The organism is Castellaniella sp. GW247-6E4 (assembly GCF_040276065.1).
Taxonomy (GTDB): Bacteria; Pseudomonadota; Gammaproteobacteria; order Burkholderiales; family Burkholderiaceae_B; genus Castellaniella.
The window spans coordinates 20,143-34,985 of sequence record NZ_JBELOI010000012.1; the positions used below are offsets into that span (position 1 = coordinate 20,143).

A 14,843-nucleotide genomic window follows, 5' to 3' on the forward strand; every position below is an offset into this window, starting at 1 on the left:
TACCCGAACTGCGGGTGTGCACGGCGGTATGGCCCGTCCACCCGGAGGGGCGTCAACCGAAGCGAAAGCTCGAGACGGTGATGCCACCGAAGGCCCGGGTCTCGTGGTGAAAGCAGGTAGCGGCGTCCCCACCGGCCGCGCCCAGCGCCAGATGCAGCGGGATCAGATGGTCTTCTTGCGGGTGGGCGATACGGGCCGCGGGAGCCTGCTCCCAGGCGCACAGCGCCGCCTCGCGCCGATCGGCCGGCCCGTCGATCAGGACGGATTGCAGCCAGGCGTCGAATTGCGCCGAGGGCTCGGCGCCGTCCGGGCCCAGTCGACGCAGATTATGGTAGCTCAGGCCGCTGCCGACGATCAGGATGTTTTCACCACGTAACGGCGCCAGCGCCCGTCCCAGGGCGATGTGCCGGGCGGGATCGAAGTCGGCCTCGATCGAGAGCTGCACCATGGGGATGTCGGCCTCGGGCGCCATGACATAGGCGGGAACGAAGGCTCCGTGGTCGTAGCCGCGCTGTGCCTCGGCCTCGGCGGGGATGCCGCCCGCCCCCAGCAGCTCCAGCACGCGGCCGGCCAGGGCTGGGTCGCCGGGCGCCGGATAGCGGATCTGGTAGGTGTGCGCCGGGAAGCCGTAATAATCGTAGACCATCCCGGGATGCGGATGGCTGCCCACACGCACGCCGCCTGGCGTCATCCAGTGCGCCGATACCATGAGGATGGCGTCCGGCCGGGCCGGCAGCGTGCCGGGGATGGCCGACAGCGCCGCGCTCAGCGGGCCGTAGGCCTCGCGGGCCTCGGCCATCCAGGGCCAGGGCCCGCCGCCGTGCGAGATGAAGTAGACGGGCTGGCGCATGGCGATTCCGGTGTGCCGCCGTCAGTCCTTTTTGCCTCTCATGGCGTCGATGCTCCACGGGCCGGGGCCGTGGAGGAACAGCAGGAAGAAGACGAACGAAAACAGCAGGGCCGCCTCGCCGCCGTTGAACATGGGAATGAAGAAAAACCCTTTGGTGGCCACGTGGCCGATCAGGTAGGCGGCGGCGCCGAAGCCGGAAGCGATAAACGCCACGGGCCGGGTGAACAGGCCGATCAGCAGCAGCACGCCCGCGATCAACTCGATCAGGCCGGCAATGCCGTACAGCGAAAAGAGCTGCAGGCCGTCGAACATCGGGGCGTGCGGGATACCGAGGAGTTTGGCCGAACCGTGCAGCATCAGCATATAGCCGCTGCCGATGCGGATCAGGCTGGTGAGGCGGGGCGCCCAGGCGGCGCAGCAGGTATTGTCCATGGCGATGTCCTTTGTAAGGGCCGTCATGCCCGGTCTGGGCTGCGGATGAAACGCATCTTAAGAGAATCGATGCGGGAAATAAACAATTAAATTATGACTGAAAAACCATTCTGCCGGTGTCGCCGCCGGGACTGGCGGGAAATGTCGGATAATGACGGTTTTGCATGCCTAGAGGCCGCGACCATGCCGGGAATCCAAGCCGAGGAGTTCGTTCATTTCGCTCTGGATCAGGGGGTGTTGAGGTTCGGTCAGTACAAGGTCAAGTCGGGGCGGCTGAGTCCGTACTTCTTCAATGCGGGCCTGTTCGACGATGGTGCCTCGGTGGGACGCCTGGCGCGGTTCTACGCCCAGGCGCTGGTGGACGCGGGCATTGGTTTCGACATGCTGTTCGGGCCGGCCTACAAAGGCATTCCCCTGGCTACCGCGACCGCCGTGGCGCTGGCGGCGCATCCCGCCCTGGCCGGACGGTCGGTGCCGTTCGCCTTCAACCGCAAAGAGGCCAAGGATCATGGCGAGGGCGGCACGCTCGTGGGGGCGCCGCTGGCCGGCCGGGTGGTGATCATCGACGACGTGATCACCGCGGGGACATCGGTGCGCGAGTCGGTGGCGCTGATCCGGGGCGCGGGCGCGCAACCGGCGGCGGTTCTGATCGCTCTGGACCGGATGGAGCGCGCCGGTGCCGACAACGCCCTGTCGGCGCATTCCGCCGTGCAGGAGGTTGAGCAGACCTATGGCATCCCGGTGATCAGCATTGCCTCCTTGGCCGATATCTTGGCGGTGCTGGGTGGCGATGCCGGCTTGTCGGCGCATGGCGAGGCGCTCGCCGCCTATCGGGTGCGCTACGGCGTCTAGGCTGGTCAATCGGCGCGCCGGTATTTCAGCAGGCGTCCCTTGTACCGGTGAGCGCCGGTCAGGCAGGGTGCCCGGTTCAATCGGACCTCGTCATACAGCACGAAACGATGTCGCGCCATGTGGCGATTGAAGGCCTGCCGGTGTCCGCGGTTGGCGTCGACGATCCATGCTTCCGCGCTGGGGAGCGCGTGGCGGTCGATGAAGCCGGCCAGAGCGGGCGGGGTGTCGCGCTCGTACAGCAGATCGCTGCCGATAACGAGGTCGTGCCGCCCCGTCAGGGCCTGTGCGTGCGGCGGCTGCGCGGACGGGGCATCCGGGCCCCAGTGGCCATGGCGATATCGGAGCGTCGGGGGCAGGCGGTTCAGGTGAAGGTTTTCGCGCAGAAAGGCCCCGGCGAGCGGGTGGCGGTCGCTGGCGGTGACGCGAGCCCCCCGACGGTGGCACACCAGGCTCGGCAGCGCCAGGCCGCAGCCGATCTCGAGTATTTGTTCCTCGGGGCGGGTCGAACGCAAGGCCAAGTGCCCGGCGAGATAGATCGCCGATGGCCATAGCAGTCCAAACAGGGGCCAGAGGGCGGAGCTGATGCCCAGTTGCGCGGCTTCGCCATCGGGGTCATGGTATTGCCGCTGGTCGAGCAGCGAGCGGATCAGGAGGTTTGCCGTGTTCGGGACGGTGACTTCCTCCAGCTTGATGCGATAGGGAACATGGGGCATGGGTCGGCTCCAGGGGCGTGAGTTCTCAGGGCCAAGCGCTCGAGGCGATGGTCAGCAAATGTTTGTCGCCGACGCAGGGCACGATTCCGTGGGCGGCGATTTTCCGCATCAGCGCCGGGGCTGATGCGAAGTCGTCCGCCGGGCAGTAATCGATCGAAATCGCCGGCAGGTCGCAGGCGCGCGCAGCGGATGCCTGGTCGAGCAGCCAGGCCCGGTCCTGGGGAGGCACCTCGATGTATCGCTGGTGTGCTTCGTCCCATCCCTGGTACAGGGATTCAAAGGCCAGCGCATCGATGTTTGTGCCCAGCGCCTGCAAGAGTTCGAAGCCGCGGTTCACGATGATGACCGCCTCGGGAAATGCGGTGCGCAGGCTGCCGATGGCCCGCGACAGACCTTGGCGCTGGCGGTCGCGCGCGGCCGGGCTCAGCTCGAGCAGCAGATAGGAATCCATGGTGTCGAGGAAAAAGCCCCGATAGCCGGCCTGCCAGATGGGTGACGCGATGGTGTCCACCAGGAAACCGGGCCAGTCCGTGGCGGCCTGGTCGATGATCTTGCCGCCCCAGGTGCCGTTGCGGCCGATCAGCCATTCGTCGGGCATGGCGTCGAAGTGTGGGGTGGCCTCCAGGACCTCGCCAATGCCGATATATCCCAACCACAGGGTGCCCGGCGGGCCATGGCGGGCAGGGCTGAACCCGTGGCCCGGCTCGACCACCGCCACGTCGAATCCGTCCAGAGGACGGTCCTCATCGAGGGCGCCGTAGTAGAACACCATGCGCGGAAACGGCCGCGCCATGGCGGCGGCGAACGCCGAACGCTCAGGAGAGGACTGCCGGTGCATTGGATGTTTCCAGGAGTCGGTCAAAGAACTGTCGGAAGTTTTCGGCTTTTCTGTCCCAGCTCCAAGCCCGAATCTTGAGCAGGCCGTATTCCGAGATTCTGCGGATCCGGCCGGGCTCGCTTTCATAGTGGCGCCGGATGCGGGCCTTTAGCGCGGCCACGCTGCGTTCGGGCAGAATCATGCCGAACGGGTCGCCGTCGAATACCTGGGGCACTACGCCCACATCGGTGGAAATGACCGGAACGCCGCACGCCATCGCCTCGAGCACCGGGTTGGGCGTGCCTTCGATCTTGGAGGGGCAAACGTACAAGTCCAGCTTGGCATAGTATTCCGGCATGTGCTCGTGCGCGATCAGGGATTGCTGCCGATCGGCCAGTTCGAGGCGGATGTCCAGGCCCTCGCGCTGCAATTGATCGACCGCCGGCTTCAGAATGGTGTGCAGCCCCTTGAAGTCCTCTCCGCGCTCGCGGGACCAGAGGGAGTTCCCCGCCCAGCCGATCACCATGGGGCGTTGGCGCGGCACACCGAAGCGGGGCGGTCCGAGGGGCTTGAATAGGCCGAGATCCACACCGTCTTCAGTCACGCCGTCCGGATTCGGAAAGCGGTCAATGTTTTTGTACGCGTCCATCAAACGCTGCGAGCTGACCGTGTAGCCATCGATGATGTCGTTGAACAGCGGCGTGCGCGAGCCGATTTCCGCGTCTGTCAGGAACAAGTGGTCGTAGATGGAGGTGGTGATCGTCCGGTTACGCACGTAGCGGCTCAGGAAAGCCTCGTGAGATGCGAATCCAAGGCCATGGCAATAGTCCTTTGAAACACCCTGTGTCACTGCGTTCAGGAAATCGCGCCAGAAGAAATGCGTGACGGCGCAATCGCGCGTCATCATCAGAACTTGCACGATGTTGTCGATGATTTCCGCCGGTATGACGCGGAAATCGAATTGATCACCCAAGTGTTTGACGAGCTGTCGGGAGATATTGGCGAAGGCCCAGGATTCCGAATCGATGATGAGCGCGATTTTCGGTTTTGCGGGGTTCGTCATATTCCTTGCCTGGCGATTGAGCGCGTCGCGTCGGTTGCGCCGAACCTTTCCCGCAGGAGGGCGTTCTCCCGCATCAGGAGGCGGATATTTTCCCGCATGGCCGCGTTTTCGGATTGCGCCGCCGACAGACGCAGGGTTTTATGCCGCAAGCGCTGTATTTCCTGTGTCAGGCGTTGTTTGAGCCTGTCGTTTTCCTGTTGCGCATTCACCTGGGCGGCTGGGGGCTGTTTAATCGAAAGGAGTATTGCGCTCATGCTTGGATAGCCGTGCTGCCGGCTCCGCATGTCCGGTTCCTGAATATTCAACATAATGAAGATGATTTACCCGCGGTCGGAGACCGCGTGCCGCGGGCAAGCGCCGTGGCGGTTGATCGGAGCGGCCTGTCGGCCAGGTTTCTGAGGGTGTGTCGCCTGGATTCGATGCGTGCCGGCTTTATACGGCGCGAATCCTGAAACGGGAGGGCACGGTGGGTACCGGTGCTGAATGAACGGCCCGGTGCGACGGGTTTACTCGGGCGGCTTTGCGACGCAATGCCGGATGCTCATGCCGAAGATGCCATTCGTCGATCGGTCCGGTGCGGTCTTGGAAATCTGGCCGTGATTGTCATTCATCCGGTTCTTGAATAAGCGAAGAGAATGGCAATTTCCAGTCATGGCGCGATAAATGGATTTCCTCGGGGTGTTGGCTGAACGAAACGATATTCAAATTTAAATTGGGCGTGTGTTCCGCAAAAATGCTCCACCTATTATGTCATAAATAGGGTGGCCCGGCAAAAATCGATGGATTCACTCGCCTGGTTGTCCATTTTTATACTCAGGGCGCGAGGGTCGGGATTATCCCAATTTTTTCAGCAGCAGGGCGTTGACCTGCTGTGGATTGGCCTTGCCGCGCGCCGCTTTCATGACCTGACCGACCAGCGAGTTGAACGCCTTTTGCCTGCCGGCGCGGTATTCTTCGACGATGGCGGGATGGGCCGCCAGGACCTCGTCGATCATGGCGCCGATTGCGTCCGTGTCGTTGATCTGCTTGAGGCCGCGCGCCTCGATGATGGCGTCGGGGTCGCCGCCGGATTCGCCGGCCCACATGGCCGCGAACACGTCGCGGGCGATCTTGTTCGAGAGCGTGCCGTCGATGATGCGTGCGATCAGCGCCGCGAGCCGTGCCGGGACGACGGGCGAGTCGCCCGGCTCGAGGCCATCACGGTTGAGTGCGGCCGACAGTTCGCCGAGAATCCAGTTGGCGGCGAGCTTGGCCTGGTCGGCGGGCAAGGCCGCGGCCGTGGCCTCGAAGTAATCGGCCATCGGCCGGTGCACGGTCAGTTGCGCCGCGTCGTAGGCGCTCAGCCCCATGTCGGCCTCGAAGCGCGCGCGCTTGTGCGCGGGCAGCTCGGGCATGCCGTCGCGGACCCGTTCAATCCAGTCGGCCGTGACGACAAGCGGCGGCAGGTCGGGGTCGGGGAAATAGCGGTAGTCGTGCGAGTCCTCTTTGCTGCGCATGCTGCGGGTCTCGTCGCGGTCGGAATCGTACAAGCGGGTTTCCTGGACCACGGAGCCGCCGTCCTCGATGAGCTCGATCTGGCGGCGGACCTCGTACTGGATGGCGCGCTCGAGGAAGCGGAAGGAGTTGAGGTTCTTGATCTCGCAACGGGTGCCGAACTCGGCCTGGCCCTTGGGGCGGACCGATACGTTCGCATCGACGCGAAACGAGCCTTCCTGCATATTGCCGTCGCAGATGCCCAGCCAGACCACCAGGCCATGTAAGGTGCGGGCGTAGGCGACCGCCTCGGCGGCCGAACGCATTTCAGGCTCGGAGACGATCTCGAGCAGGGGCGTGCCCGTGCGGTTGAGGTCGATGCCGCTGGAGGATTCGCCGTGTGGTCCCGTGAAGTGCTCGTGCAGGGATTTGCCGGCGTCTTCTTCGAGGTGGGCGCGGGTCAGATTGATCGTGTGCTCCCGCTCGTCGACGAAGAACGACAGCGAGCCGCCGACCACGATGGGCAGCTCGAACTGGCTGATCTGATAGTTCTTTGGCAGATCCGGATAGAAGTAGTTCTTGCGCGCGAACACCGAACGCGGCGCAACGGTGGCTCCGACAGCCAGCCCAAAGCGGATTGCGCGCTCGACGGCGCCGAGGTTCATGACCGGCAGCGAGCCGGGCAGGGCCATGTCCACCGCATTGGCCTGAGTGTTGGGCGCGGCGCCGAAACGGGTGCTGCTGTTCGAGAAGATTTTGGATTCGGTCGACAACTGGGTGTGGGTTTCCAGACCGATGACGATTTCCCATTCCATCATTGCCGTCCCGGAGTGCGTTGATGCCAATCGGTGGCCTGCTGGTAGCGGTCGGCGACCGCCAGCAGGCGTCCTTCGTCGAAGTAGTTGCCGATGATCTGCAGGCCGATCGGCAGTGGGCGGGCGTCGCTGCTGAAGCCGCAGGGGATCGACATGCCCGGCAGGCCGGCGAGGCTCACGCCCAAGGTGTAGATGTCGCCGAGCCAGTCGGCGATCGGGTCCTGGCGGTTGTCGCCGATGCGCCGCGCGACGGCTGGGGTGACCGGCCCCATGATGAGGTCGCAGTCCTCGGCGAGGGCCTTGCGGAAGTCGTCGACGATCATGCGGCGCACACGCTGGGCTTGCAGGTAATAGGCGTCATAGTAGCCGTGGGACAGCACGTAGGTGCCTATGAGGATGCGGCGTCGCACCTCATCGCCGAAGCCCTCGGTGCGCGAGCGGCTGGTCATGTCGGCCACATCGCCGTACTCGGCCGCCCGGTGGCCATAGCGCACCCCGTCGTAGCGCGACAGGTTGCTGGAGGCCTCGGCCGGGGCGATGACATAGTAGGCGGGGATCGAGAGCGCCGTGCGCGGCAGCGAGATGGGCACGCGCCGGGCGCCCAGGGACTCGAACACGGACAGCGCGGCCTCGATGGCGGCGCCGACCTCGGCCGACAGGCCCTCGTTGAAGAACTCGCGCGGCACGCCGATGCGCAGGCCCTCGAGCGGGCGGCCGTCGGCGGCCTGAAAGCGTGCTTGCGCCTCGTCGAAGTCCCCCTGGACACGGCCCGGCGCGTTGGGTCGTCCGTCGCAGGTCTCGAGGCTGGTGGAATCCAGAGGGTCGAAGCCGCTGATGGTGTCGAGCAGGGGCGCGAGGTCGCGCGCGCTGCGGGCGATCGGTCCCGCCTGATCGAGGCTGGAGGCGTAGGCGATGATGCCGTAGCGCGACACTGTGCCGTAGGTCGGCTTGATGCCGCTCACGCCGCACAGGGCCGCGGGCTGGCGCACCGAGCCGCCGGTATCGGTGCCTGTTGCGCCCAGCACCAGGCCGGCGGCGACCGCGGCGGCCGAGCCGCCGGACGAGCCGCCCGGGATCCGCTCGGCGTCCCAGGGGTTGCGCACCGGACCGCGGGCGGAGTTCTCGTTGCCCGAGCCCATGGCGAACTCGTCGCAGCTCAGCTTGCCCAGCGAGACGGCGCCCGCCTCGTTCAGGCGCGCCACCACCGTGGCATCGAAAGGGCTGACGTAGTCGGCGAGCATCCGGCTGGCGGCGGTGCTGCGCCAGCCGCGCGTCACGAACAGATCCTTGTGGGCGATGGGGATGCCGGTGAGCGGCCCCGCGCGACCGGCGGCGAGGGCGGCGTCGGCCGCGCGGGCCTGGGCGAGCGTCAGGTCCTCGTCGATGTGAAGGAACAGATTGGGGTCGTCGTAGCCGCGCGCCGCGCGCAATGCGTCGCCAGCGAGCTCGACCGCGCTCACACGGCCTTGTCTCAGGGCATCGGCCAGGGCCTGGATGCCGTCGAATTCATGGATGGCGGACATGCGTGGGTATCACTCGATGACGGTGGGCACGAGGAACAGGCCTTCGTGCTGGGCGGGAGCGTTGGCCATGTGGGCCGCACGCTGTTCGAGGGTTTGGGCCGGCGCGGCCTGATCTGCCCGCAGCCGCAGCGAGATGTCCTGGTGTGCCGCCAAAGGATGGGCCATGGGCTCGATGCCGGTGGTGTCGACGGCCTGGAGCTGTTCGATCAGGTCGAGAATCCGGGTGAGCTCGTGCTGGGCGCGTTGCCGGTCCGACGAGTCGAGCCGCAGCCCCGCGAGGCGCGCGAGGCGCGCGATGTCCTGTTCAGTGAGTGCCATGAGTCGTGCGGTGTCGTTGGCGGGTCGAATTTGTATGGGGAAGTTACCGATAGCCTGAATAGGGGGGAATTGGTGAGTATTTCCCCCTAAATCCTGCCTTGTACGCCTTCGATTATAAGTTATCATTCCTGATTCCATGCGGAACGCCCGGCCCGGACCGCCTGCGCGGCGTGATCACCTGTGGCTGCGCCGGGCCCCTCGCGCGGATTCAGATCCCCCAATATTTTACGTTTGAGCGCCCATGTTCGGATTCTTACGCAGCTATTTCTCCAGCGATATGGCGATCGACCTCGGGACGGCCAACACGCTGATCTATGTCCGCAGCAAGGGCATTGTCCTCGATGAGCCGTCGGTCGTCGCCATCCGCCACGATGGCGGCCCCAACGGCAAGAAAATCATTCAGGCGGTCGGCCAGGAGGCCAAGCAGATGCTGGGTCGGGTACCTGGCAATATCGAGGCCATCCGCCCGATGAAGGACGGCGTGATTGCCGACTTCACCGTGACCGAGCAGATGCTCAAGCAATTCATCCGGATGGTGCATCCGCGCAGCATGCTGGCACCCAGCCCGCGGATCATCGTCTGCGTGCCCTGCGGCTCGACGCAGGTCGAGCGCCGCGCCATTCGCGAGTCGGCGCTAGGCGCCGGCGCGAGCCAAGTCTATCTGATCGAAGAGCCCATGGCGGCGGCCATCGGTGCCGGCCTGGCCGTGTCGGATGCCAGCGGCTCGATGGTGGTGGACATCGGCGGCGGCACCACCGAGGTGGCGATCATTTCGCTGGGCGGCATGGTCTACAAGGGATCGGTGCGGGTGGGCGGCGACAAGTTCGACGAGGCGATCATCAACTACATCCGCCGCAATTACGGCATGTTGATCGGCGAGCCCACCGCCGAACTGATCAAGAAAGAAATCGGCTCGGCGTTTCCGGGTTCTGAAATCCGCGAGATCGAGGTCAAGGGGCGCAACCTGTCCGAGGGGGTGCCGCGCAGCTTCACCGTGTCCTCGAACGAGATCCTCGAGTCCCTGACCGATCCGTTGAACCAGATCGTTTCGGCAGTCAAGACCGCGCTCGAGCAGACGCCGCCCGAACTCGGTGCCGACATCACCGACAAGGGGATCGCCTTGACTGGCGGGGGCGCCCTGCTGCACGACCTCGACCGCCTGCTCCAGGAGGAGACCGGCCTGCCCGTGGTGGTGGCCGAGGATCCCTTGACCTGCGTGGTGCGCGGTTGCGGCGAGGCCCTCGAGCACCTCGAGCGCCTGGGCGGAGTCTTCATCTACGATTGATCGTTGCGTCCGGGCCGGCCGGGCCCCGCCTGGGCGGCGGTTCGGTCGGCCGGGCGCCGGACACCATGCAAGAACACGGGACACTCAGACTCTTCAAACGCGGCCCCAGCGTCGACGTCCGTCTGTTTCTCCTATTCATCCTGAGCCTGAGCCTTCTGGTGGTCGATGCCCGCTCGACGCTGCTCGCGCCGGCGCGCCAGGCGCTGGCCGTGGCCATCTATCCGTTTCAGCGCCTGGCCCTGGCGCCGCGCGACGCGATGGACTACATCGATAGCTGGTCGCACGCCGCGGCGCTTGCGCGCGACGAGCAGGATGCCCTGCGCCGCCAGCATATCGAAATGGCGCAGCTCTCGACACATGCGGCGCAGCTCGCCGCCGAGAACGAGCAATTGCGCCGCCTGCTCAATATCTCCGAGGAAATCTCGCAGCATTCGGTGGCGGTCGAAGTCTTCTACGTGCCGCCTAATTTCTTCAGCCATCGCCTGGTGTTCAACAAGGGCACGCGTGACGGCATACAGCCGGGCATGCCGGTGATCGACGAGGGCGGCGTGGTCGGCCAGATCATCCGCGTGACGCCGTATTCGTCCGAGGCGGCGCTGCTGATCGACGACCAGGTGTCGATCCCGGTGCAGGTGCTGCGCAACGGCTTGCGCCTGATCGCCTTCGGCAGCAACGAAGCCGGCAAGATCGAGGTCCGCTACCTGACGGCCAGCGCCGATGTGCACGAGGGCGATACGCTGGTCACCAGCGGCATCGGCGGTCTCTTCCCGGCGGGTCTGCCGGTGGGCCGCATCGAAAAAGTGGACCGCGATCCGGGGACCGGTTTCGCGATGGCCATTGCGCAGCCCCTGTCGCACCCCGAGCGCTATCGGCATTTCCTGGTCCTGCGGGTGGACGTGGGCGATGCGCCGACTCCGGCACACGAGGCCTCGCATGAATAATCGAACCAGCCGGGGGAACGGCGTCTCGTCGCTGGCGTCCCTGCAGCCGATCGACGCCTCGCCGTTCCAACGTCCCTCCAACCCGTTCTTCGTCTGGGGCACCCTGCTGTTCGTCTGGATCGTGTCCCTGCTGCCTTGGCGCATCTGGCAGCCCACGCCCGATATCCTGCTGCTGGTGCTCGCCTTCTGGTGCCTGCACGAACCCCGGCGCGTGGGCCTGGTGAGCGCCTTTGTCCTGGGCCTGTTGATGGACGTGCACGACTCCGAGCTCCTGGGGCTGCATGCGCTGGACTATCTGCTGGTCGCGTACGGAGCGGTCTTGCTGCGCCGGCGTCTAGAGCATTTCAGCGCGCTGGTGCAGGCGCTGCACATGCTGCCGGTGTTCGTCGTGGCGGCCGCGGCAATGGGCTTGCTCGGGTCCTGGCTCAACGGCGAGTGGGCGGGGTGGGACTGGCTATGGTCGGCGCTCATCACCGCCGTGCTGTGGCCTTTGGCCGACATCTTGTTGTTCCTGCCGCAGCGCCGCCTGGACGATGCGGACGTGAACGCGGTCTGAGCGGCCGGCCCATGTTCGAGTTCCGGAAGACCGACTACCGCCAGAAGCAAACCGTCCTCCTGCGTGCCTGGGTGGCGGCGGCCTTTGCCCTGGTCTGTCTGCTGTTGCTGGTGGGGCGGCTCTGGCACCTGCAGGTGGTGCGCTACGAGAACCTCGCCGCGCGCGCGGACCAGAACCGCATCACCATCGTGCCCATCCCGCCGCGCCGCGGCCAGATCGTCGATCGCAACGGCGAGGTGCTTGCCCGCAACCATCGCGACTACACCCTGTCGGTCACGCGGGCCAATGTCCAGGGCGACATCGGGCAACTCCTCGACCAGTTGGGGGAACTGGTCTATCTCGGCCCGGGGGATCGACGCCGATTCCTGCGCCTGTATGGGCAGAGCGGGCGCTACGCGCCGGTGCTCCTGCGCAACAACCTGAACGACGTCGAGGCCTCCTGGTTTGCCGTCCATGCCTACCGCTTTCCGGGCGTGACCCTGGAGGCGCGCTGGGTGCGGTCCTATCCGCGGCACGAGTCCGCGGCGCACGTCCTGGGTTTCGTCGGCCGCATTTCCGAAGAGGACGAGCAGCGCCTCGAGGCGGCCGGCCAGCTCGGCAATTATCGCGGCACGCTCGTCATGGGCAAGAAGGGCATCGAGAAGACTTGGGAGCGGACTCTCCATGGCCGCACCGGCGTCGAGGAACTCGAGGTCACCGCCGTCGGCCGGCCCGTCCGGGTGCTCAGCCGCACGGATCCGCAGCCAGGGGCCAATCTCGAGCTCTCGCTCGATGCCGGCCTGCAGGCGCTGGCCGAGGCACAGTTCGAGGGCAAGCGCGGCGCCTTGGTGGCGATTCAGCCCAAGACCGGAGAGATCCTTGCGTTCGTGTCGGCGCCGTCCTTCGATCCCAACCTGTTCGTCGATGGCATCGACGTCGAGAGCTGGCGCAATCTGAACGAATCCCCCGACCATCCCCTGATCAACCGGCCACTCTACGGGACTTATCCGATCGGTTCGACGTACAAGCCATTCGTTGCCCTGGCGGCCCTCGAGATGGGACTGCGCTCGGCCCGGGAGCTGGTGTCCGATCCCGGTTACTTCGAGCTGGCTGGCCAGCGCTTTCGCAACGCCGGAGGCGCCGTGTACGGCCCGACGGACATGCATCGAGCGATCGTGGTGTCGTCGGACACTTATTTCTTTTCCCTGGGGGCGATGATGGACATCGACGCCCTGCACGATTTCAGCAAGCAGTTCGGCTTTGGCCAGATCACCGGCATCGATCTCGATGGCGAGCGGCACGGCGTGCTGCCCTCGCGCGAATGGAAGCGCCGGACTTACAAGCGGGCCGACCAGCAGCACTGGTACCAGGGCGAGACGGTATCGGTGGCGGTCGGACAGGGCTACAACGCGTTCACGCTCCTGCAGCTCGCGCAGGCGACCTCGGTGCTGGCCAATGACGGGGTGTACATGAAGCCTCACTTGGTCCGGCGGATCATCGATCCTCTCAGCGGCGCATTCGAGTACCCGGTGACCGGGCCTCAGTACACGATCCCGCTCGATCCCCGGGACCTCCAGGTGGTGCGCAGCGCCATGGTCGACGTGATCCGCAAAGGGACCGCGCGGCGCGCATTCGATGGCGCCGCCTACCAGGCGGCCGGCAAGACCGGCACGGCCCAGGTCTACAGCCTGCGGGGCGCCAAGTACCGCGCGGGTGCGGTGGACGAGCGTTTGCGCGACCACGCGCTGTTCATGGCGTATGCGCCGGTCGACGATCCGCAGATCGCGGTCGCCCTGATCGTCGAGAACGGCGGCTGGGGCGCCTCGGTCGCCGCCCCGATCACGCGCAAGGTGTTCGATTATTGGCTGGATCCAGCGCGGCAGGCCGCGCGCCTGGAGCACCTGCGCCTCGAACAGGCGGCGGCGGTCGCGCGGCACGCCCCGGGCGCCACGGCGCAACCCGAGATCGCCGAGGAGCCCCTGGCCGACGGCGAGCCGCCCGAACCCGCGCCCTTGCCCTCGGCGGATCCCGGCGCGGCGGAAGAAGGCGCCGGCGACGAGGGGTCGGCCGCCCCGGAGGAGTCACCATGAGGCTGGTGTTGCTGACCGTGCGTCGCATGTTGGGAGCCCTGGATTGGCCGCTTTTGATCCTGCTGATCATCATGGCGGTGGTGGGCATGGCCACCATGCACTCGGCAGTGGGCAATACCGATTGGCGCTTTGCCGACCAATTTCGTAATTTCATGGTCGCCTTCGCGGTCATGTGGGCCGTGGCGATGCTGCGCCCGGCGTTCATCATGCGCACCGCCCCATATTTCTACGTTTTCGGGTTGGCCCTGTTGCTGGCGGTGATGTACTTTGGCGTGACCAGCAAGGGAGCGACGCGTTGGCTCGACCTGGGCTTCATCCGGATCCAGCCTTCCGAGATGATGAAGATCGCCGTGCCGCTGATGCTCGCCTGGTATTTCCAGCGACATGCCGCCAGCACGATGCGGGTGCGCGATTTTCTGGTGGCGGGTGTGCTGCTGCTGGGTCCGGCTGCACTGATCATCGACCAGCCGGATCTGGGCACGGCCTTGCTGGTCCTGGCTTCGGGCTTTTGCGTCATTTATTTCGGCGGGCTGTCGTTCAAGCTGCTGGTGCCGGTGATACTCGTCGTGACCGTGTCGCTGGGGGCTCTGATCTACTACGAGGATCAGATCTGCCAGCCGGGCGTGGATTGGGTGGTGCTGCACGACTATCAGAAGTATCGCGTTTGCGTGCTGCTGAATCCGGGCTCGGACCCGCTGGGCAAGGGCTTTCATACCATCCAGTCGATGATTGCCGTAGGGTCCGGCGGCATCTATGGCAAGGGCTATATGCTGGGCACGCAGTCGCATCTGGATTTCATCCCCGAGCGCACGACGGATTTCATTTTCGCGGTCTATGCCGAGGAGTTCGGCCTCTACGGCAGCGTGATGCTGTTGATCCTCTACGGCCTGATTGTCGTGCGGGGCCTGACTATCACCATCCGCGCGCCGACCCAGTTCGGCCGCCTGCTCGCGGGCGCGATGTCCATGATGATGTTCGTCTATGTATTTGTGAACGTGGGGATGGTCACGGGCGTGCTGCCCGTGGTGGGCGTGCCACTGCCCTTCATGAGTTATGGCGGCACTGCCTTGATGACGCTGGGCATCGCCTGCGGCCTGCTGATGAGCGTCAGCAGGCACCAGCCCCTCAAGGACTGA

Annotated in this window: 15 protein-coding genes; 6 read left to right on the forward strand and 9 right to left on the reverse strand. The window is 65.6% G+C overall.

The genetic code is table 11. The features are described from left to right. Window positions 1-52 precede the first annotated feature (52 nt). Window positions 53-850 carry a DODA-type extradiol aromatic ring-opening family dioxygenase gene (locus ABS761_RS14115; protein ID WP_350408975.1) on the reverse strand — a complete coding sequence of 266 codons (798 nt, stop codon included), beginning with the start codon at window positions 848-850 and terminating at the stop codon, window positions 53-55. A 21-nt stretch (window positions 851-871) separates the two neighbouring features. After that, window positions 872-1,282 (reverse strand): DoxX family protein, encoded by a 411-nt coding sequence (locus ABS761_RS14120; protein ID WP_350408976.1) that lies wholly within the window; start codon window positions 1,280-1,282, stop codon window positions 872-874. A 183-nt stretch (window positions 1,283-1,465) separates the two neighbouring features. Between ABS761_RS14120 and pyrE the strand changes: the two genes are divergently transcribed. Next, window positions 1,466-2,134 (forward strand): orotate phosphoribosyltransferase, encoded by a 669-nt coding sequence (pyrE, locus tag ABS761_RS14125; RefSeq protein WP_350408977.1) that lies wholly within the window; start codon window positions 1,466-1,468, stop codon window positions 2,132-2,134. A gap of 5 nt (window positions 2,135-2,139) precedes the next feature. Here pyrE and ABS761_RS14130 read toward each other — a convergent pair whose 3' ends face one another. The 7 genes from ABS761_RS14130 to gatC form a co-directional block, all read right to left on the reverse strand. Then, window positions 2,140-2,847 (reverse strand): class I SAM-dependent methyltransferase, encoded by a 708-nt coding sequence (locus ABS761_RS14130; protein WP_350408978.1) that lies wholly within the window; start codon window positions 2,845-2,847, stop codon window positions 2,140-2,142. A 25-nt stretch (window positions 2,848-2,872) separates the two neighbouring features. Then, a complete protein-coding gene (locus ABS761_RS14135; protein ID WP_350408979.1) occupies window positions 2,873-3,685 on the reverse strand; it encodes an endo alpha-1,4 polygalactosaminidase in 813 nt (270 codons plus the stop codon). Beyond that, the gene (locus ABS761_RS14140; protein WP_350408980.1) at window positions 3,663-4,727 is read right to left on the reverse strand and encodes a glycosyltransferase family 4 protein; all 1,065 of its coding nucleotides are present in this window, start codon (window positions 4,725-4,727) and stop codon (window positions 3,663-3,665) included. The genes ABS761_RS14135 and ABS761_RS14140 overlap by 23 nt, the downstream gene beginning before the upstream one ends. Beyond that, window positions 4,724-4,981 (reverse strand): hypothetical protein, encoded by a 258-nt coding sequence (locus ABS761_RS14145; RefSeq protein ID WP_350408981.1) that lies wholly within the window; start codon window positions 4,979-4,981, stop codon window positions 4,724-4,726. Before ABS761_RS14145 ends, ABS761_RS14140 begins: the two co-directional genes overlap by 4 nt. Window positions 4,982-5,560: 579 nt before the next feature. Next, window positions 5,561-7,015: an Asp-tRNA(Asn)/Glu-tRNA(Gln) amidotransferase subunit GatB gene (gene gatB / locus ABS761_RS14150; RefSeq protein ID WP_350409065.1), complete on the reverse strand. Its 1,455-nt coding sequence runs from the start codon at window positions 7,013-7,015 to the stop codon at window positions 5,561-5,563. Next, window positions 7,015-8,538 (reverse strand): Asp-tRNA(Asn)/Glu-tRNA(Gln) amidotransferase subunit GatA, encoded by a 1,524-nt coding sequence (gatA, locus tag ABS761_RS14155; protein WP_350408982.1) that lies wholly within the window; start codon window positions 8,536-8,538, stop codon window positions 7,015-7,017. Before gatA ends, gatB begins: the two co-directional genes overlap by 1 nt. Before the next feature lie 9 nt (window positions 8,539-8,547). Next, entirely contained in the window at window positions 8,548-8,856 is a 309-nt protein-coding gene (gene gatC / locus ABS761_RS14160; RefSeq protein WP_350408983.1) for an Asp-tRNA(Asn)/Glu-tRNA(Gln) amidotransferase subunit GatC, read from the reverse strand. 241 nt (window positions 8,857-9,097) lie between these two features. Between gatC and ABS761_RS14165 the strand changes: the two genes are divergently transcribed. From ABS761_RS14165 to rodA, 5 genes are all read left to right on the forward strand, one after another. Beyond that, the gene (locus ABS761_RS14165; protein ID WP_269496766.1) at window positions 9,098-10,141 is read left to right on the forward strand and encodes a rod shape-determining protein; all 1,044 of its coding nucleotides are present in this window, start codon (window positions 9,098-9,100) and stop codon (window positions 10,139-10,141) included. 65 nt (window positions 10,142-10,206) lie between these two features. Further along, window positions 10,207-11,082: a rod shape-determining protein MreC gene (gene mreC / locus ABS761_RS14170; RefSeq protein WP_350408984.1), complete on the forward strand. Its 876-nt coding sequence runs from the start codon at window positions 10,207-10,209 to the stop codon at window positions 11,080-11,082. Beyond that, window positions 11,075-11,638 (forward strand): rod shape-determining protein MreD, encoded by a 564-nt coding sequence (gene mreD / locus ABS761_RS14175; protein ID WP_350408985.1) that lies wholly within the window; start codon window positions 11,075-11,077, stop codon window positions 11,636-11,638. Before mreC ends, mreD begins: the two co-directional genes overlap by 8 nt. An 11-nt stretch (window positions 11,639-11,649) precedes the next feature. After that, the gene (mrdA, locus tag ABS761_RS14180; RefSeq protein ID WP_350408986.1) at window positions 11,650-13,707 is read left to right on the forward strand and encodes a penicillin-binding protein 2; all 2,058 of its coding nucleotides are present in this window, start codon (window positions 11,650-11,652) and stop codon (window positions 13,705-13,707) included. Then, a complete protein-coding gene (gene rodA, locus ABS761_RS14185) occupies window positions 13,704-14,843 on the forward strand; it encodes a rod shape-determining protein RodA (RefSeq protein WP_350408987.1) in 1,140 nt (379 codons plus the stop codon). Before mrdA ends, rodA begins: the two co-directional genes overlap by 4 nt.